General features: G+C 39.5%; 20 protein-coding genes. 4 read left to right on the top strand and 16 right to left on the bottom strand.

The annotated features are described in order from the left end of the window. Positions 1-4: 4 nt before the first annotated feature. The 8 genes from rplC to rpsL form a co-directional block, all read right to left on the bottom strand. Complete coding sequence (gene rplC / locus AB3I34_RS09340) at positions 5-634, bottom strand: 50S ribosomal protein L3 (RefSeq protein ID WP_002356199.1); 630 nt, start codon at positions 632-634, stop codon at positions 5-7. A 21-nt stretch (positions 635-655) separates the two neighbouring features. After that, the gene (rpsJ, locus tag AB3I34_RS09345) at positions 656-964 is read right to left on the bottom strand and encodes a 30S ribosomal protein S10 (RefSeq protein WP_002389727.1); all 309 of its coding nucleotides are present in this window, start codon (positions 962-964) and stop codon (positions 656-658) included. A 348-nt stretch (positions 965-1,312) separates the two neighbouring features. Continuing rightward, positions 1,313-2,479: a cyclopropane-fatty-acyl-phospholipid synthase family protein gene (locus AB3I34_RS09350; RefSeq protein ID WP_002389616.1), complete on the bottom strand. Its 1,167-nt coding sequence runs from the start codon at positions 2,477-2,479 to the stop codon at positions 1,313-1,315. Between the two features lie 271 nt (positions 2,480-2,750). Beyond that, positions 2,751-3,575, bottom strand: a complete 825-nt coding sequence (thiD, locus tag AB3I34_RS09355; protein ID WP_002364530.1) for a bifunctional hydroxymethylpyrimidine kinase/phosphomethylpyrimidine kinase — start codon at positions 3,573-3,575, stop codon at positions 2,751-2,753. Positions 3,576-3,756: 181 nt separating this feature from the next. Then, complete coding sequence (gene tuf, locus AB3I34_RS09360; protein ID WP_002356194.1) at positions 3,757-4,944, bottom strand: elongation factor Tu; 1,188 nt, start codon at positions 4,942-4,944, stop codon at positions 3,757-3,759. Between the two features lie 150 nt (positions 4,945-5,094). Next, complete coding sequence (fusA, locus tag AB3I34_RS09365) at positions 5,095-7,176, bottom strand: elongation factor G (RefSeq protein WP_002356192.1); 2,082 nt, start codon at positions 7,174-7,176, stop codon at positions 5,095-5,097. A gap of 83 nt (positions 7,177-7,259) precedes the next feature. After that, a complete protein-coding gene (rpsG, locus tag AB3I34_RS09370) occupies positions 7,260-7,730 on the bottom strand; it encodes a 30S ribosomal protein S7 (protein WP_002356191.1) in 471 nt (156 codons plus the stop codon). Between the two features lie 55 nt (positions 7,731-7,785). Continuing rightward, the gene (gene rpsL / locus AB3I34_RS09375) at positions 7,786-8,199 is read right to left on the bottom strand and encodes a 30S ribosomal protein S12 (protein WP_002356190.1); all 414 of its coding nucleotides are present in this window, start codon (positions 8,197-8,199) and stop codon (positions 7,786-7,788) included. A gap of 344 nt (positions 8,200-8,543) precedes the next feature. On the opposite strand from rpsL, the gene rpiA reads away from it, so the two are divergent. From rpiA to gpmA, 3 genes are all read left to right on the top strand, one after another. Beyond that, the gene (gene rpiA / locus AB3I34_RS09380; protein WP_113793212.1) at positions 8,544-9,224 is read left to right on the top strand and encodes a ribose-5-phosphate isomerase RpiA; all 681 of its coding nucleotides are present in this window, start codon (positions 8,544-8,546) and stop codon (positions 9,222-9,224) included. A 41-nt stretch (positions 9,225-9,265) separates the two neighbouring features. Then, entirely contained in the window at positions 9,266-9,841 is a 576-nt protein-coding gene (locus AB3I34_RS09385) for a recombinase family protein (protein WP_002356188.1), read from the top strand. Between the two features lie 174 nt (positions 9,842-10,015). Continuing rightward, on the top strand, positions 10,016-10,702 hold the full coding sequence (gene gpmA / locus AB3I34_RS09390) for a 2,3-diphosphoglycerate-dependent phosphoglycerate mutase (protein ID WP_002359343.1): 687 nt from the start codon (positions 10,016-10,018) through the stop codon (positions 10,700-10,702). 56 nt (positions 10,703-10,758) lie between these two features. Here gpmA and AB3I34_RS09395 read toward each other — a convergent pair whose 3' ends face one another. The 4 genes from AB3I34_RS09395 to AB3I34_RS09410 form a co-directional block, all read right to left on the bottom strand. Next, positions 10,759-11,961 carry an iron-containing alcohol dehydrogenase gene (locus AB3I34_RS09395; protein ID WP_025189281.1) on the bottom strand — a complete coding sequence of 401 codons (1,203 nt, stop codon included), beginning with the start codon at positions 11,959-11,961 and terminating at the stop codon, positions 10,759-10,761. Between the two features lie 113 nt (positions 11,962-12,074). Further along, positions 12,075-13,079 (bottom strand): iron ABC transporter permease, encoded by a 1,005-nt coding sequence (locus tag AB3I34_RS09400; protein ID WP_002392918.1) that lies wholly within the window; start codon positions 13,077-13,079, stop codon positions 12,075-12,077. Continuing rightward, entirely contained in the window at positions 13,076-14,086 is a 1,011-nt protein-coding gene (locus tag AB3I34_RS09405) for an iron ABC transporter permease (protein WP_010711905.1), read from the bottom strand. Before AB3I34_RS09405 ends, AB3I34_RS09400 begins: the two co-directional genes overlap by 4 nt. Further along, a complete protein-coding gene (locus AB3I34_RS09410) occupies positions 14,083-14,889 on the bottom strand; it encodes an ABC transporter ATP-binding protein (RefSeq protein ID WP_002356183.1) in 807 nt (268 codons plus the stop codon). The genes AB3I34_RS09405 and AB3I34_RS09410 overlap by 4 nt, the downstream gene beginning before the upstream one ends. Positions 14,890-15,120: 231 nt before the next feature. Here AB3I34_RS09410 and AB3I34_RS09415 point away from each other — a divergent pair, with 231 nt between their 5' ends. After that, positions 15,121-16,059, top strand: a complete 939-nt coding sequence (locus AB3I34_RS09415; protein ID WP_002361532.1) for an iron-hydroxamate ABC transporter substrate-binding protein — start codon at positions 15,121-15,123, stop codon at positions 16,057-16,059. 38 nt (positions 16,060-16,097) lie between these two features. Here AB3I34_RS09415 and deoD read toward each other — a convergent pair whose 3' ends face one another. The 4 genes from deoD to AB3I34_RS09435 form a co-directional block, all read right to left on the bottom strand. Continuing rightward, positions 16,098-16,805: a purine-nucleoside phosphorylase gene (gene deoD / locus AB3I34_RS09420; protein WP_002359338.1), complete on the bottom strand. Its 708-nt coding sequence runs from the start codon at positions 16,803-16,805 to the stop codon at positions 16,098-16,100. Positions 16,806-16,823: 18 nt separating this feature from the next. After that, positions 16,824-17,642, bottom strand: coding sequence for a purine-nucleoside phosphorylase (locus tag AB3I34_RS09425; RefSeq protein ID WP_010711904.1), 819 nt, complete (start codon positions 17,640-17,642; stop codon positions 16,824-16,826). A gap of 16 nt (positions 17,643-17,658) precedes the next feature. Beyond that, positions 17,659-18,825: a phosphopentomutase gene (gene deoB, locus AB3I34_RS09430; RefSeq protein WP_002387505.1), complete on the bottom strand. Its 1,167-nt coding sequence runs from the start codon at positions 18,823-18,825 to the stop codon at positions 17,659-17,661. A 301-nt stretch (positions 18,826-19,126) separates the two neighbouring features. Beyond that, complete coding sequence (locus AB3I34_RS09435; RefSeq protein ID WP_002359336.1) at positions 19,127-19,720, bottom strand: TMEM175 family protein; 594 nt, start codon at positions 19,718-19,720, stop codon at positions 19,127-19,129. Between the last annotated feature and the right edge of the window lie 84 nt (positions 19,721-19,804).

The following is a 19,804-nucleotide window of genomic DNA, read 5'->3' on the forward strand; positions in this document are numbered from 1 at the left end:
ACACTTATTTAGCTTTCACAGCTGATTTGATTGTGATTAAAGATTTTTTCGCTCCAGGAATGTTTCCTTTGATTAAGATAACATTTCTTTCTACGTCCACTTTAACAACTTCAAGGTTTTGAATTGTTACGCGGTCGCCACCCATACGGCCGGCTAGTCGTTTATTTTTAAATACACGGTTAGGCGCTACTGGACCCATTGACCCAGGACGACGGTGATAACGAGAACCATGAGACATAGGTCCGCGGCTTTGGCCGTGACGTTTAATTGCCCCTTGGAATCCTTTACCTTTCGTAGTACCTGTAACATCAACAACGTCTCCTGCTTGGAAAACATCTACTTTGATTTCTTTACCTACTTCATATTCTCCTAGCTCAACATTCTTGAATTCTTTAATGAAGCGCTTAGGAGCCGTGTTTGCTTTTGCAACATGACCTTTCGCAGGTTTGTTTGATAAAACTTCACGTTTGTCTTGGTAACCAACTTGGATAGCTTCGTATCCGTCAGTTTCAACAGTTTTTACTTGTAAAACTACGTTTGGCGTAGCTTCAACTACTGTTACTGGAATTAATTCACCAGACTCAGTAAAGATTTGTGTCATTCCCACTTTTTTCCCTAAGATTCCTTTGGTCATGAGTACACCTCCATCTTAATTTTATAGTTTGATTTCAATATTAACACCAGACGGTAAGTCAAGCTTCATTAGAGCGTCAACTGTTTTTGGTGTTGGGTTCACAATGTCAATTAGACGTTTGTGAGTACGCATTTCGAATTGTTCGCGAGAATCTTTGTATTTATGAGTCGCACGAATAACTGTGTAAAGTGAGCGTTCTGTTGGTAATGGAATCGGACCTGATACGTCAGCTCCAGTTCTTTTTGCTGTTTCCACAATTTTATCCGCTGATTGATCTAAAATACGGTGTTCATACGCTTTTAAACGGATACGAATTTTTTGTTTTGCCATCTTGTTCCCTCCTTCGCCTATTTTAAAAGTAGACATAGCTCCACGAAAATTTATCCGGCATGCTCGTTCATGGCAAAGCGTCCGAGCGTGTCGCAACCTCTCGCTTCACAGCCGGCAAATCAAATCGTTGATCTACCAATGCTTTTTACACTCCTGTAAACAGCACCTTTTTGATTATACTATGAAAGGATAGTGTTAGCAAGGATTTTCTGCGTTTTTTTGAAAGAATTTTTTCTTATTTTGAAAAGCATTTGTTTTGTTTTTCAATTCTTTTCATTCTATTTTTATAAAAAAAGAATTTGGGATTCCTTTTTTACCAGAATCTCAAATTCTTTCTTTTTTATTCTATTAACCAATCCGGCGCATTGGAATATCATTGTTATCTGGATGAACCAATAAATATTGAATAACATCAATATTGCTTGCTTGGAATGATGCTGCACATGCTTGCAAATATAAGTCCCACATTCGATAGAAGCGCTCGCCTTTTTCGTCAACAATTTCTGTTTCTATATTATGGAAGTTTTTTGTCCAATGTTCCAACGTCAATTGATAATCTCTGCGCAAACTTTCCAAGTCAATCACTTGCAAGTCGTTTTCTGTCATATGGCCGACTAGCTCAGTGACACCAGGAATATAGCCACCTGGAAAAATATAACGATTAATCCAAGCATTTTTAGCCCCGCCTTGTTGGCGACTGATCCCATGAATCAACGCCGTACCTTTAGGCGCTAAATTTCGCTGAACGACATCAAAATATTCATGTAGATTTTCCGCACCGACATGTTCAAACATCCCGACACTCGTAATATGGTCAAAAGACTCTCCTTTTAAATCACGATAATCCATCAATTTGACAGTCATTCGATCTTGTAGACCTTCTTTTTCTATAATATGGCGAATATGATGAAATTGCTCTTCACTTAATGTAATCCCAGTTGCTTTGGCTCCATATTCTTTCACCGCAGTTAAAATTAACGTGCCCCAGCCGCAGCCAATATCCAGTAAAGTGTCGCCCTCTTTGATAAACAATTTATCTAAAATATGATGAACTTTATTCACTTGCGCTTGTTCTAATGTATCTTCAGGCGTTTTAAAATAAGCACATGAATACGTCATTGTTTGGTCAAGCCATTTTTTGTAAAAATCATTTCCTAGATCGTAATGGCTGTGAATATCCTCTTGCGAACGTTTTTTTGAATGACTTTCTTTAGGAAGCCATTTAATAAATTTAGCATTGTGTAAAAAGCTATCCTTTTGGTTATACACATCATAAATCAGCGCTTGGATATCGCCTTCGATTTCAATCTTGCGATCCATGTAGGCTTCCCCTAAAGTTAACGAAGCGTTATTCAGTAAATCCTTCACAGGAATTTTTTCATTGAATACAATTTTAAAAACCGGATCCCCCGACCCTTGCCCATACTCTTTGACGGTACCATCCCAGTATGTGACTTGTGTCTTTTTTGAAAAAGACCATTTAAACAGTTGACTGTACGTTTCTTTTTCTAACATTGCATTCCCTCCATTAAATACCATTTGAAGCCAAAACAAAAAGAAGTCGCTTTCCGGTAGTTCGTCAAAACAAACACCACAGTCCGTTCTAAACTGAAGCACAGAAAAGTTAACACCCCTTCTATGTTCCGCTTCTTTTTTTGCAATTACAGTTCTATTCTACTCCTCTTTTAAAAATTTGAACATTCTTTTAACGTAATACCTACTATTGTTATTCTTTATCACAAAAAAACTAGAGCCAGTCCTTGACAGACTCCTCTAGTTCTAAACATTATGCTTTCTTACGCATCCGTTGTTCCGCATGAGTGTATGCGCCATGCCACACGTGCCCCACATAAGGATTAACTTGAATACCGTGTTTAATCGCCGCCGCTACAAATTTTTTTGCTAAAGTTACTGCTTCTAACACCGAATAACCTTTCGCCAAGCCAGCTGTGATCGCCGCTGAAAAAGTACAACCTGCACCATGATTATAATCAGTAGGATATAATTCATTTTCCAAAAGATGCGCGGTGTGACCATCGTAAAACAAGTCCAGTGCTTTTTCACCAGCTAAGCGATGTCCCCCTTTAACCACGACATGTTTGGCTCCCATTTGTACAATTCGTTTTGCCGCTTCTTCCATCTCCGCCACGGAAGAAATTTCGCCTAAACCAGATAAGATGCCCGCTTCAATTAAATTAGGCGTGGCAACTAATGCTAATGGCAGTAAATCGTTTTTTAGGCCTTCCACACTTTTGGGTTGCAGAATTTGTGCCGTTCCCTTACAAGCAATGACTGGGTCAATCACGACTTTTTGAATTTTTTCTTGTTTAATGTACTTACTAGCCATTTTAATGTTTTGTTCATTGCCCATCATCCCTGTTTTCAAGGCCGCTACTGGACCGCCTGCAAAAACCGAAATCAATTGTTTTTCTAAGAGCGTTTCTGGCAATTCAGTTACTTCATGTGACCAACCTGTTGTAGGATCCATCGTCACAATCGAGGTTAAACTTGAAAATCCAAAAACTCCATACTCTTCAAATGTTTTTAAATCTGCTTGAATCCCTGCCCCTCCAGTTGAATCGGAGCCTGCAATCGTCAATACTTTTTCCATTAAATCACCTAACCTTTTTCTCCAAGTATACTGAAGAAACAAGTCTGCTAAAACAGCCAATTGGCTTATTTTTTAGCCAGCCAATTTCTAAACAAAAAAAAGACCAGAGAATAAATTCTCTGGTCTTACGTCCGAATACCCCAGTTTTTTACGCTGGTTAAAGCTATAGTTAAAAAGTTAATTATTTAACGATTTCAGTAACAACGCCTGAACCTACAGTACGTCCGCCTTCACGAATAGAGAAACGAGTTCCGTCTTCGATAGCGATTGGGTGAATTAATTCAACGTCCATAGCAACGTTATCACCAGGCATTACCATTTCAGTACCTTCTGGCAATTCTACAACACCAGTAACGTCTGTTGTACGGAAGTAGAATTGAGGACGGTAGTTAGTGAAGAATGGAGTGTGACGTCCGCCTTCTTCTTTTGATAATACGTATACTTCAGCTTTGAATTTTGTGTGTGGAGTGATTGTAGCTGGTTTAGCTAATACTTGTCCACGTTCGATATCTTCACGTGCTACACCACGTAATAAAGCACCGATGTTGTCGCCTGCTTCAGCGTAGTCTAATAATTTACGGAACATTTCAACACCTGTAACAGTTGTTTTAGATGTTTCGTCTTTAATACCAACGATTTCAACTTCGTCACCAACGCGAACTTCACCACGTTCAACACGGCCTGTAGCAACAGTACCACGTCCAGTGATTGAGAATACGTCTTCGACTGGCATCATGAATGGTTTGTCAGTATCACGTTCTGGAGTTGGGATATATTCGTCAACTGCAGCCATTAATTCTAAGATTTTTTCTTCATAAGACTCGTCGCCTTCTAAAGCTTTCAAAGCAGAACCTGCGATAACTGGAACATCATCGCCTGGGAAATCGTATTCTGATAATAAGTCACGAACTTCCATTTCTACTAATTCTAATAATTCTTCGTCATCAACCATATCCATTTTGTTTAAGAATACAACGATGTATGGTACACCAACGTTACGTGATAATAAGATATGTTCACGTGTTTGAGGCATAGGACCATCAGCAGCAGAAACTACTAAGATAGCTCCGTCCATTTGAGCAGCACCAGTGATCATGTTTTTAACGTAGTCCGCGTGTCCTGGGCAGTCAACGTGTGCATAGTGACGAGTTTCAGTTTCATATTCGATATGAGAAGTGTTGATTGTGATTCCACGTTCTTTTTCTTCTGGAGCGTTATCGATAGAATCGTAGCTTTGTGCTTCCCCGCCACCGTGTTTTGATAATACAGTAGCAATTGCAGCTGTTAATGTAGTTTTACCATGGTCAACGTGTCCGATAGTACCAATGTTAACATGGGATTTAGAACGGTCAAATTTTTCTTTTGCCATTTTGAATGTTCCTCCTAAAAATATAAATTTTATTGTTTGTTTTATATGTGATAGACGTTACTAAAAATCGTCTGATCATCATAAGCTATTTTACACGAAATCTTGAAAAAAGGATAGTTCTAAAAACAAACCTTTTATTCTCAAGGAAAATTATGCGTTGCCGCCGTTTTTCTTGATGATTTCTTCTTGAACAGACTTAGGTACGTCTTCATAGTGGTCAAATACCATCATAAATGTACCGCGTCCTTGTGTTGCTGAACGTAATGTTGTAGCATAACCAAACATTTCAGCTAAAGGTACCATCGCATTAACGATTTGAGAGTTACCGTGTGCTTCCATACCTTCAACACGTCCACGACGACTTGTTACGTGTCCCATGATATCACCTAAGTAATCTTCAGGAACAGTAATTGTAACTTTCATCATTGGTTCTAAAATAACTGGGTTTGCATTTTTAGCCGCAGCTTTCAATGCCATAGAAGCAGCTACACGGAAGGCCGTTTCATTTGAATCGACATCGTGGTATGAACCATCGTAAAGTTTTGCTTTGATATCAACTAATGGATAACCAGCAAGAACACCGTTGTTCATAGAGTCTTCTAACCCTTTTTCAACTGCTGGGATGTATTCACGAGGAACCACACCACCGACAATTGCGTTTTCAAACTCGAAGCCTTTACCTTCTTCATTTGGTGTAAATTCAACCCATACGTGACCGTATTGTCCTTTACCACCAGACTGACGAACGAATTTACCTTCTGCTTTAGTCGCAGCACGGAATGTTTCGCGGTAAGATACTTGAGGAGCACCTACGTTAGCTTCAACTTTGAATTCACGTTTCATACGGTCTACTAAAACGTCTAAGTGCAATTCACCCATACCAGAGATAACTGTTTCACCAGTTTCAACGTTTGTTTCAACGCGGAATGATGGATCTTCTTCAGCAAGTTTTTGTAGAGCCACGCCCATTTTATCTTGGTCAGCTTTTGATTTAGGTTCAACAGCGACTTGGATAACTGGATCAGGGAATTCAATAGATTCAAGAATAACTGGTGCATCTAATGCACATAATGTATCACCAGTTGTTGTGTCTTTTAGACCAACAGCAGCAGCGATATCACCAGAGTACACTTTGTCAATTTCTTGACGAGTGTTGGCGTGCATTTGTAGGATACGACCGATACGTTCTTTTTTGCCTTTTGAAGCGTTCAATACGTATGAACCACTTTCAAGGACACCAGAATAAACACGGAAGAAAGTTAAACGACCTACGAATGGGTCAGTCATAACTTTAAATGCTAATGAAGCGAAAGGTGCTTCGTCATCAGCTGGACGAGTTGTTTCTTCGTCTGTTTTAGTATCGATCCCTTTGATAGCATCGATATCTAATGGAGATGGTAAGTAATCAAGAACAGCGTCCAACATTAATTGAACCCCTTTATTCTTGAATGCTGAACCAGCTAATACAGGGAAGAACTCAACGTTGATTGTTGCTTGACGGATACCAGCGACTAATTCTTCTTCAGTGATTTCTTCACCTTCAAGATATTTCATCATTAAGTCTTCGTCAGTTTCAGCAACAGCTTCAACTAATTTTTCGCGCCATTCTTGCGCTTTTTCTAAATAATCTTCAGGAATATCAGTTTCTTGAATATCTGTTCCCAAATCATTTGTGTAGATTTCAGCTTTCATTTTAATCAAGTCAATGATTCCAGTGAAGTCTTCTTCAGCTCCGATTGGAATTTGAATTGGATGAGCGTTTGCTTGTAAACGATCATGTAATGATTCTACTGAATAGAAGAAGTCCGCACCGATTTTATCCATTTTGTTACAGAATACAATACGAGGAACTTTATATTCAGTCGCTTGACGCCAAACAGTTTCTGTTTGAGGTTCTACACCTGATTGAGAGTCAAGAACTGTTACCGCACCATCTAATACGCGTAGAGAACGTTGTACTTCAATTGTGAAGTCCACGTGTCCTGGAGTATCGATGATATTTACACGGTAGCCTTTCCACTGTGCAGTTGTCGCAGCGGATGTAATCGTGATACCACGTTCTTGTTCTTGTTCCATCCAGTCCATTTGTGAAGCACCTTCATGGGTTTCACCGATTTTATGGATTTTACCAGTGTAGTACAAGATACGCTCAGTTGTTGTTGTTTTACCAGCATCAACGTGGGCCATGATACCAATGTTACGAGTTTTTTCAAGTGAAAATTCTCTTGCCATTTTGTATGTTTACTCCTCTCTTTATTTAAATCGATTGTAAATTGACTTTCTGCTGCCACTTTACGCGACAGACAGAGAGGATCTTACCAACGATAATGAGCAAATGCGCGGTTTGCGTCTGCCATTTTGTGTGTGTCTTCGCGTTTTTTAACAGAAGCGCCAGTGTTGTTAGCAGCATCCATGATTTCTTTCGCTAGACGTTCTTCCATTGTGTGTTCACCACGTAGACGTGCGTAGTTAACTACCCAACGTAAACCTAAAGTTGTACGACGTTCTGGACGAACTTCAACTGGTACTTGGTAGTTAGAACCCCCAACACGACGTGCTTTAACTTCAAGAACAGGCATAACGTTTTTCATTGCTTGTTCAAAAACTTCCAATGGATCGTTACCTGTAGATTCTTTGATGATATCAAATGAATTATAGATAATGTTAGCAGCAATCCCGCGTTTACCGTCAACCATTACACGGTTGATTAAGCGAGTTACTAATTTTGAGTTATAAATTGGATCTGGTAAAACATCACGTTTTGCAACAGGACCTTTACGAGGCATCCGTAACTCCTCCTTCCGAAATATGATTTTTCAAGTTGTTATTGTCTTATTATAATTAAGCTTTAGGACGTTTTGTACCGTATTTAGAGCGGCTTTGTTTACGGTCGTTAACACCGGCAGTATCAAGCGCACCACGAACGATATGGTAACGTACCCCTGGTAAGTCTTTTACACGTCCACCACGTAATAATACCACGCTGTGTTCTTGTAAGTTGTGACCGATACCTGGGATATAAGCTGTAACTTCGATTAAGTTTGACAAACGAACACGGGCATATTTACGTAAAGCTGAGTTCGGTTTTTTAGGTGTCATCGTACCCACACGTGTACAAACTCCACGTTTTTGCGGAGAGTTAACGTTTGTTTGAGTTTTCTTAAAACTGTTATATCCTTTGTTTAAGGCTGGTGAATCAGATTTTTCTACTTTAGATTTACGAGGTTTACGTACTAATTGGTTAATTGTAGGCATTCCTTGTTCTCCTCCTTCCTTACTTCGCTTCTAGTTCCACACATCCAGGTGGTTCTTTTTTCGCGATAAAAAATAATGCAATCTCTGCACTCTTTATCAAATATGCTTTGATAGACAGTCAGCACGTCCCTATAAGGAACCTGTAGATAAAGCACCTTTGTTAGGATACCACGATAAGTATCAGCTGTCAACCCTCTTCTTTCGCCTTTCGAAAAAAAGATTTTCCTTCTATTTAAACGTACTTTTCCTTTAAAAATTTTTATGACTTTTTCAAAAACTTTCTATCTTTTTTAGTTAAATAACGGTACAATATCTTTGACTATTGAAGGGGGCGGAAAACAGCGATGAATCTGAAACAAATGGTAGGAATCGAAGCTGCAAAATATGTAGAAGACGGCATGATTGTCGGTTTGGGTACTGGCTCAACAGCAAAATTTATGGTAGACGAAATTGGTCGTCGCGTAAAAGAAGAAGGATTGTCAATCGTAGGGGTTACTACTTCAAAAGAAACAGAGAAACAAGCCTTGGCCTTGGGCATTCCTTTAAAAAGTATTGATGAGGTTCCGTATGTAGATCTTACGATTGATGGCGCCGATGAAATCAGCGCTGATTTTCAAGGAATCAAAGGCGGTGGCGCTGCCTTACTTTTTGAAAAAATTGTGGCCACTTATTCAAAGAAATGTATTTGGATTGTGGATAAATCAAAAATGGTGGACGATTTAGGGGCTTTCCCACTTCCTGTTGAGGTTGTCCCTTATGGCAGCTGCCAACTAGTGCATTTATTTGAAGAAAAAGGCTATCACCCAGCACTTCGTCTAAACGCTGCTGGCGAAACATTAATAACAGATGGAGGCCACCATATCATCGATTTGCATTTAGAAAAAATTACAGATCCAGAAGCTTTAGGTTCTTATTTAGACAACTTGGTTGGCGTCGTTGAACACGGCTTATTTTTAAATATGGTTTCTATGGTAATCGTCGGTTATGAAGATGGACCGAAAACCTTACATGTTCCCACACGTTAAGAATGTGTGAAAAAAGATTATTTATATAGGAAGGATAATATATGAAACGAATTGGTTATGCACGCACAACTATTATTGAAGACGATTTAAAAAATCAACTAACCACTCTCCAATCGTTTGGTTGTGATGATATTTTCCAAGAGACATTTGATCCTCAAGCGGAGATCAGTGTCTTAGACGAAGTCGAAAAACTTCTTTCTGCTGGGGATACACTTATTGTTTGTAAATTGCACCATTTAGGTAAAACAACCCGCCAATTAACAGACTTTATGAAAATGTTAAAGGAAAAACAAGTTGATTTTGTCAGCATTTCAGAAGGAATTGATACTCACCTTCCAACAGGTGAAGCCTATTTCCAATTAATGGAGAGCTTATCTGCGATGGAATGTGCACTAATTAAAGAACGAACACTCGTCGGGCTCCACAAAGCTCGTGAAAACGGAAAAGTAGGTGGACGTCCAAAAATTGATGGACGTACCGTCCGCAAAATCCGTGCATTATATTACGAAAACAAAGAAACAATCCAATTTATTTCTAATAAATGCGGCGTTTCGGTGGGCACTTGTTATAAGTACATCAATTTACCTGAGACAGATGTCGAGCGGCTGTATTCCTAAGAAGAAAAAAGAAGTCCTTCAGATGGGGCTTCTTTTTTGATTCGATTTCACTCTAATTTTTCAGCAACTTTCACGTTTTTTTACTATTTTCCATTGGAAATCTTACGCAAAACGGTGTACAATAAACGTGGAAATCTTATTTTCAGAAAACTAAACTCAAAGGAGAGCTTATACATGCCAAAATTAGTTTTTTCTCGTCATGGACTTAGCGAATGGAATGCCTTAAACCAATTTACTGGATGGGCTGACGTAGATTTAGCACCTGAAGGTGTTGAAGAAGCAAAAGAAGGCGGCCGTAAAATTAAAGAAGCAGGCATCGAATTCGACGTTGCTTATACTTCTGTTTTAACTCGTGCCATCAAAACTTGTAACTATTTACTAGAATACTCAGATCAATTATGGGTACCTCAAATCAAATCTTGGCGCTTAAACGAACGTCACTATGGTAAATTACAAGGACTAAACAAAAAAGAAACTGCTGAAAAATACGGAGACGAACAAGTCCACATCTGGCGTCGTTCTTACGATACTCTTCCTCCATTAATGGAAGCAACAGATGAAGGTTCTGCAGCAAACGACCGTCGTTATGCAATGTTAGACCAACGCGATATTCCTGGTGGCGAAAACTTGAAAGTTACTTTGGAACGTGCATTACCATTCTGGCAAGATGAAATTGCGCCAGCTTTAAAAGACAACAAAACTGTCTTAGTAGCGGCTCATGGTAATTCATTACGTGCTTTAGCTAAACACATCGAAGGCATTTCTGATGAAGATATTATGGATCTTGAAATCCCAACAGGTAAACCATTAGTTTATGAATTAAACGATGATTTAACTGTGAAAGAAAAATACTACTTATAAGAACTTGTTTCTTATTAACAAAAGCGGTTTGCCTTGGCAAACCGCTTTTTTATGGATTAAATAAATTGACTTTCGGTTAAACAATCGTTATAAATCGCTACTATGTCCGCTACATCCAATGGTACATAAGCCTTTTCGGCAATTGCACTATGGGCCACAGCTTGTTGTGCCATTTCTTCAAATTTATCTGCTTCGATGCCAACTTCTGGTAATGTCATTGGAATGCCACAAGCCACAAAGTAATCATATAATGCTTGAATACCTTTTTTCGCTGCTACTTCCTCTTCTTGTTCGACTATTCCCCAAACATTTCGAGCAAACTGTGCAAACTTGCCTACGGTTTGTTCAGACAAAACGTAATTCATCCAACGAGGCGTTAAAATTGCTAAGCCAATCCCATGCGTAATGTCATAAAACGCACTTAATTCATGTTCCATTGGGTGACAAGACCAAACACCTTGTTTGCCGCGCCCTGTTAACCCATTTAAGGCTAAACTACTTGCCCACATTAAATTAGCACGTGCATCATAATCTTCTGGATTTTCTAAAGCAATAGGACAATTTTTGATAACCGTTCGCATTAAGCCTTCTGACACAAAATCTTGGACGTCCGTGCCTGTCGAAATACTAAAATAGTTTTCAATCAAATGACTGAAAATATCCGCTGAGCCAGCTGCTGTTTGATTTTGAGGAACCGTAAAAGTATTCGTTGGATCCAAGAACGAAACTTTTGGAATCATATTCGGACCACCAAAGCCTAATTTTTGATTGGTTTCTAAGTTAGAAATGACAGCACCTGCGTTCATTTCACTACCTGTTGCTGCTAAAGTCAAGATGGTCACGATTGGTAAAGCAGGACCAGTATACCCTTTTCTGGCTGCAATAACTGTCCAGATATCTTCTTCCGAATAAAAGCCCGCAGCTATTGCTTTGGAACAGTCAATGGTTGAACCACCGCCAACTGCTAAAATAACATCGACTTGGTTTTCTTTACACAACGCAATTCCTTTTCTAACGGTTTCAATGCGCGGGTTTGGTTCGACACCGCTCAACTCAATTAGTGTATGCCCGTTTTTTTGGGCCAAATCAGTAATTTGTTGGTACAAGCCATTACGTTTGATACTACCGCCACCATAAACAAGTAAGACATTTTTGCCAAATTGATCTAACACAGCAGGTAATTCGTCTAAACGATCTTTCCCAAAACGGATGTCTGTTGGTACATAAAAATTAAAGTTTTCCATTCTTTCATCCTCCATTCAATGCTCTTACGCATTTATCATACTATTTTTTCAAAAATCCGCCAATAAAAAAGCCGAGCAAATGACAGTTGCTTTCACAACGACCAATTGACCCAGCTTTTGATTCTTTTTTATAACGAATCGCTTGTTTTGATTAACAAATAAAGAAAATAAGGCGCACCGATGATCGCAACAATAATCCCTGCAGGCATTTCTCCATTGCCAGGCAATAGCCGACCAATCGTATCACTAACCAATAAAAGTAAACTCCCAAACAACGCCGCCAATGGCAATACCTGTTTTTGTTGCGTAAAACCACATTTGCGAGCAATATGTGGCGCAAGTAAACCTAAAAAATTAATTCCCCCTGTAACGGAAATCGCTGAAGCCGCCAACATCACCGCTAACAGCAACGAAACGATTCGTTCTTTTTTCACAGCAATACCTACAGAAATAGCTGTTTCGTCCCCCAATTGTAAGATATCCAACAGACGATGACGCTTCATCGCAAAAAAGAACCCGATGACTAGCCAAGGCAACAAAGCGCCCACAAAGAACCAATTACTGCCCCAGATACTGCCTGCTTGCCACATTGTAACAAAACGGTACTTTTCAGTGTCAATTTTTGATGTAATTAATAAGGTGAGTGCTGAAATACCCGTACTCAAAATGACACCCGCTAAGACCATTCGAACTGGCGTCAATCCTAAACGATGATGATACGCAATTACCAAAATCCCAACAGCCGCTAGCAAGCCGCCAACTAAGGCCACGAGCGGAAGTGCAAACGTCGTGATACTTGTCGTCTCAACAAAACTAATAAACAAAATCACTGCCAAACCCGCACCCGCATTAATGCCTAAAATCCCAGTATCTGCTAACGGATTCCGAGTAATCCCTTGAAGAATAGCGCCGCTTAATCCTAAAGCTGCGCCCGCTAGGACCGCAAGCACAATCCGTGGTAACCGAAAATCCCAAACTAACAGTTGTTTGGCCTGACTTCCCTGTCCCAAAAGAAGGGCTTTCAAATCCATGAAGGAAACAGATAATTCCCCTTGCGTTAAACTGATACAAGCAGTTAGGATAATCCCAACTATTAAGATAGCCACCCAACGGGACACTTTTTTCTGTGTCATCCTAGTTGCCCTCCTTTACGAAATAAATAAAGAAAGAATGGGATGCCAATTAAAGCCGTGATAATCCCAAATGGTGTTTCAAAAGGCGGATTCACCATTCGAGCGATTAAATCTGCCACCAAAACAAGGAGCGCACCGCCTAACGCCGAGAACGGAATCAAGCGACGGTAATTTTCTCCAGAAACTGTTCGCATCACATGAGGCACCACCAAGCCAACAAAACTGACCGAGCCGACCAGCGCCACAGACAATCCTGATAAAAGCAAAATCGTTATACTGGCGAACAACCGAATACGCTGCGGATTTCGCCCCAAACCAATTGTTGCATCATCGCCAAACCGTAAAATAGTCACCGACGGACTAATCAGAATTGCTAATGCAAATGCGCCCAGAAAGATCGGGACGACTATTTTTAATTGCGCCCAAGAAATAACGCTGACACCGCCAAGAAACCAAAACGTTAACTCTTGACTCAAATTGAACTGAATGGCTAAGAATTGACTAAATGATAAAAAAAGGGCACTAATACCAGCTCCCACCAAGGTCAGACGTATGGGGCTTGCTCCTCGAATTGAATGATTAGAAAGATAATAAATCAGTGCCACACTCACGCCGGCACCAAGAAAAGAAACAACTAAAAGCCACCAATAACTTGCCTGAGGGAGGAAAGCAAAAACAAGCGCTAAGCCCAAGCCAGCCCCAGCATTGATACCCAGCAAGCCAGAATCTGCCAATGGGTTTTGTGTAATCCCTTGCGCTAACGCCCCACTCACCGCTAAACTTGCTCCCACAAAAGCGGCCCCTAAAATCCGCGGCAACCGAACCGTTTGGATGACTTGATGCGCTTGATTAGTCGCATCGAAGTGCGTAAATGATTCAATAATCGTTTGAATCGAAACCGACGTCGCACCAAACATCAGCGACAGAAGCATTGTCCCCAGTAGCAAAAAAAGACAGACAAGTAACACTTGCCATTGGTGTCTATAAAATCCGCTTATGCCTTTCATCCATCCAGCTCCATTTCCATCAACTCATAAGAAAGCACTAGTGGCCGCTGTGTCTGACTATGATAACTAATTTCTGCTTGAATAGCGAAAACATCTGCTAAGCCAGTAACAGTAATCACTTCTTGCGGTGTTCCCTCATTGATAATCTTTCCCTCTTTCATCGCAATCACGCGATCAGAAAAACGAGAAGCTAAATTAATATCATGAATCGTCATCACGATTGTTTTCTGATGTTCTTGATTGATTCGTTTTAACACATTTAAAATTTCTAGCTGATGCGCAGGATCCAAATAGGTGGTCGGTTCATCTAAAATTAAAATATCTGTATCCTGTACTAGCGCCATAGCAATCCAAACCCGTTGTCGTTGTCCACCTGATAAAATTGCCACAGACTCTCTAGCTAACTCAGTTAAGCCTGTTAATTCTAATGCCCATTGTATGTACTCTTGATCTTCTGTGGTGACACTTTTCCAGCCCGATTGATAAGGATATCGCCCGAAAGAGACGAGGTCAAAAACAGATAAATCGATTGTATTTTCTGGCGTTTGTGATAAGATCGCTAGTTCTTGCGCCACTTCTTTTGAAGAAAAATGTTGAAGTTCTTGGTTCTTAATGAACACCTTGCCTTTCTCAGCTGGCAAAATACGCGCAAGTGTTTTTAACAAGGTCGATTTGCCACAACCATTTGGTCCAATAATACTTGTAATAGTTCCCGCTTCAAATGAACAGTTCAGCGCTTCACTAATCACTTGACGACCATATCCTGTAGTTAAGTCCTCTGCCTCTAAATAATTCATAACCATTCCTCTTTAATTTTTCTGTCGTTATTTTACATTTATTGAGAATCGTTCTCACTCATTGTTCCTTGATTATAAAAGACCCTTCCTTAAAAAGCAATGTTTCTTCCAATCAAAAAAAACGAATTATCTAAAAAATGCAACTTATTTGCTCAAAAAAGCAAGCGATGATTGACAAACGGTCGTTTTTAACTGATAATGAGAATCGTTATCAACTAAAAATAAAGGAGTTACACAATGAAACTTTTAAAAAAGACGGTCCTAATTGGTACCACCCTTCTTCTTGGTTCATTCTTACTCGCAGCTTGTGGTAATACGAATAAAGAAGCCAACAACGCTGACAAAACACATGAAGTAACAGATACCTTAGGCAATAAAGTAACCGTCCCCGCGAAACCCAAACGGATTATTGCGAGTTATTTAGAAGATTATCTAGTTGCACTAGGAGAAAAACCAGTGGCACAATGGACAGTTGGACAAGGCAGCATTCAAGATTATTTAGCGAAAGAATTGAAAGATGTCCCCACTATTTCCTATGACTTGCCATATGAAGCGGTTCTAAAATTTGAACCTGACTTATTATTAATCAGTTCATCTGCTCTAGTTGAAGGTGGTAAATACAAAGAATACAGTAAAATTGCGCCAACTTATGTAGTCAAAAACGGCGAAAATGTCACCTGGCGTGATCAATTGGAAGATATTGCCACTGTTTTAGATAAAAAAGAACAAGCGAAAAAAGTGTTAGAAGATTATGATACCTTAACCAAAGGCGTCCAAGAAGACCTTGGCAAAAAAGATGCTGGCAAATCTGCGGCAGTCTTATGGGTAACCAACAACCAAGTCTTTATGGTTAGCGATAATCGCTCAAGCGGAACCGTGCTCTATCAAGACTTAGGCCTCCAAGTTCCAAAATTAGTGGAAGAAATTTCTAAAAATGCTACTGCGGATTGGAATCAAGTTTCTTTAGAAAAATTAGCTGAGCTTGACGCAGACCATATTTTCCTTGTAAATAGCGATGAATCAGCACCTCTTTTCCAAGAAGCAATTTGGAAGAACTTACCTGCTGTGAAAAATAACCAAGTTCATACCTATGATAAAAAAAGTAGTTGGTTATACAACGGACCTATTGCGAATACCCAAATTGTTGAAGATGTAAAAAAAGCGCTCTTAAATTAAAAAAATGCTTGGATGAAAATAATCATCCAAGCATTTTTTTAATTAGCAATTGCCGTTTCTAAGCCAACTTCAATCATTTCATTAAACGTCGTTTGGCGTTCTTCTGCCGTTGTTTCTTCGCCTGTCACCAAGCTATCACTCACCGTCATAATCGCCAATGCTTCTACATCAAATTTTGCTGCTAAATAATATAACATTGCCGCTTCCATTTCAATCGCTAATACCCCGTATCGACCTAAACGAAAGACATCATCTAAGCTATCTTTGTAAAAAACATCATCTGACAATACGTTACCAACATGGGTAGTAAAGCCTTTTGCTTTAGCAATTTCGTAAGATTTGAGTAAAAGATCAAAGCTCGCAATTTGTGGAAAATCATATTTAGGAAAATCATTGCGAATCGCGGAAGAAGGCGTCGCTGCTGCTTGTGCGATAACTAATTCACGAACGTTGACTTTTTCTGAAATAGAACCACACGTACCAACACGAATTAACTTCTTCACATCGTAAGAGTTAATTAACTCATGGGCATAAATACCTGCTGAAGGCATCCCCATCCCTGTTCCTTGGACCGAAACACGCTGTCCCTTATACGTTCCTGTGTAACCTAACATCCCACGAACTTGATTATAGCAGACAGGATTCTCTAAAAAAGTTTCCGCAATATATTTTGCTCGGAGGGGATCCCCTGGTAGTAAAATTTTATCGGCAATTTCACCTGGTTTTGCTTCGATATGCACACTCATTCTGGTTTACTCCTTTTTTTATAAAGCTGCTAGTGTTGCTTTCACTAACTCTTTGAATTGTCCTTTAACGCGTTCAGTTGTTTCAACTACTTCTGCATGATTTAAGCTACTTTGCATACCAGCTGCTAAATTCGTAATACAAGAGATGCCTAGTACTTTCATGCCACTATGCACAGCTACAATGACCTCCGAAACAGTTGACATGCCGACTGCATCCGCACCCATCGTCCGTGACATCCGAATTTCTGCAGGCGTTTCATATGTCGGGCCAGAAAAGCCCATATACACGCCTTCTTTTAAATCAATATTTTGTTCCGCAGCCACTTTTTTTGCCACTTCCCGATATTCTTGCGTGTAAGCATGACTCATATCTGGAAAACGCGGCCCGATTTCTTCATCATTTTCACCAATTAACGGATTATCGCCTGTAAAATTAATGTGGTCATTGATTAACATCAAATTCCCCGGTGTATATGTTTCATTTACGCCACCAGCTGCGTTGGTTACAATCATTGAACGAATGCCTAAAGCAGCCATCACACGAACGGGATAAGTGACCGTTTGCATCGAATGTCCTTCATAATAATGAAAACGTCCTTGCATCGCCAAAACTTTTTTTCCAGAAAGCGTTCCGTAAACTAATTGTCCAGCATGTCCAACGACTGTTGAAACAGAAAAATGGGGAATTTCAGAGAAAGGAATAGCAATCGCATCGGTTATTTCATTAGCTAATTCACCTAACCCTGAACCTAAGATTAGACCGAAGTCTGCTTGTTGCACCCCTTTTTCTTTCAAAAACTCAGTTGTTTCGTTTAAATGATTCGTTAACGTTGTCATGTGTTGCCTCCTCGAATTATTGTAATTGATTTAAAAAGCTTTGACCGTTTTCCGTTGCAGGAACTTCAAAGTTTTCAGCAATCGTTGCTGAAATATCTGAATAAAATCCTTGTGGCAAGCTGCCTTGTTTTGTCATTTTTTTACTATAAGCCAATAAAGGCACATATTCACGTGTATGGTCTGTTCCTGGGAAAGTTGGGTCATTCCCGTGATCTGCTGTAATTAAAAGCAAATCATCTTCGGCCATAGCTGCCATAATCTCTGGCAAACGACCATCAAAATCTTCGATGGCTTTTGCATAGCCCTTTACATCACGACGGTGACCATACAGCGCATCGAAATCCACTAAGTTAGTAAAACTTAAACCTGTGAACTCTTTGTTCATGACCGTTAATAATTGATCCACCCCATCCATATTGCTCTTCGTGCGGATAGCTTCAGTAATTCCTTGTCCATTAAAGATGTCGTTAATTTTCCCAACAGCGATCACATCATTGCCGTTTTCTTTCAACGAATCTAAAACAGTATGGCCAAAAGGATCTAGAGCATAGTCATGACGGTTACTGGTTCGAGTGAAATTACCTGGTTCACCAACATACGGGCGAGCGATAATCCGACCAATCATATAAGGTTCGTCTTTCGTAATGTCACGAACATATTGACAAATTTTATACAATTCTTCTAATGGAATAATGTCTTCATGCGCCGCAATTTGTAAAACAGGGTCTGCTGAAGTATAAACAATTAGATCCCCTGTTTTCATTTGATGTTCGCCATAATCATCAATGACTGCTGTCCCGCTATATGGTTTGTTACAAACAACTTTTCGCCCAGAAAAATCTTCAATTTGTTTCAGTAATTCTTCAGGAAAGCCGTTTGGGAATACCCGAAAAGGTTTTTTGATGTTCAAGCCCATAATTTCCCAGTGACCGGTCATAGTATCTTTTCCAACAGAAATTTCTTCTAATTTGGTAGCATAGCCATCGTGGTCTGCCACTGCTTTGACACCTGTTAAAGGAGCAATAGTTCCCAATCCAAGTTTTTCTAAATGAGGAATGGTTAGTCCCGCTTCTTTGGCAATATGACCCAGTGTATCACTGCCGACATCTCCAAATTTTTCAGCATCTGGTGCTTCACCAATACCGACTGAATCTAGTACGATTAAATGAACACGTTTAAACACACTTGCTTCCTCCTCTAAGGTCGTAAATACGTCAAGAATGACAATTATTTTACGCTAGCCTTTTAAATAGTCTCGAGAATCAAACAGAACAATCTATTTATTCTCAGCTCTTCAATTATACCATGAATCCGCTATTATTGCCTGAAAGAGCATTAAAATTTTCAATGATTCCTTCGATTTTAGCAGGGCTTAAAAATTGAAAGAAAAAAAGTCTCCCACCGTAATTAGGAAACTTTTTTATTGTTTTTTTCGAATAGCCTGCTCCTTAAAAAGAACACGACTCTTTATACAATCAAAACTTTTAACACTCCAAGCGGTCTCCCTCTTTTGGCACATTTAAATACCAGATAACCGCTTCTGATAAAATCACACCAATGCCAATGGGCGGATAAAAATAAATGCCGATATATCCGATTGCGAAAAGACAAAGATGAATGATTTTTGTTGCCTTACTATAAGATTTCGATTTTCTTAACTTAGCTGCACCTTGTGGATCTTTCACTGCATTGTCTTCATAAATGATCCTTGTTAACAAGAAGTAGGCAAAATCCCAAACCGTATACACAACAAGATAAAAATAAACAGGTGCCCGCATCCACCAAAATTCACTCACCCAAGCAGTTGCTACCGGAATGAAGGCCATGGAGAATAACCAAAAATTATTTGCCCAAAACGCTTTTTTAGAAAACCAATGAGTTACGGACATTATGTAATGATGATTGTACCATGCGATACAGATAAAAATAAAACTGACAATAAACGATAAAAAATATGGGATATTTTCTATCAAACCTGCCAAAACACCCACTTGAGGAGTTTTAATTTCTAAAATCATGATGGTCATGATGATGGCGATGACTGCATCACTAAATGCTTCTACGCGTGTTTTATTCATTGAACGTCCTCCACTTTTCCTATGCTTACTACAAACAAAAGTATAGCAGAAAAACCAACGATTTTTGAAAAAAAGCTGCTAGAC

The organism is Enterococcus sp. C102(2024), from assembly GCF_040888205.1.
GTDB classification, from domain to species: Bacteria; Bacillota; Bacilli; order Lactobacillales; family Enterococcaceae; genus Enterococcus; species Enterococcus faecalis.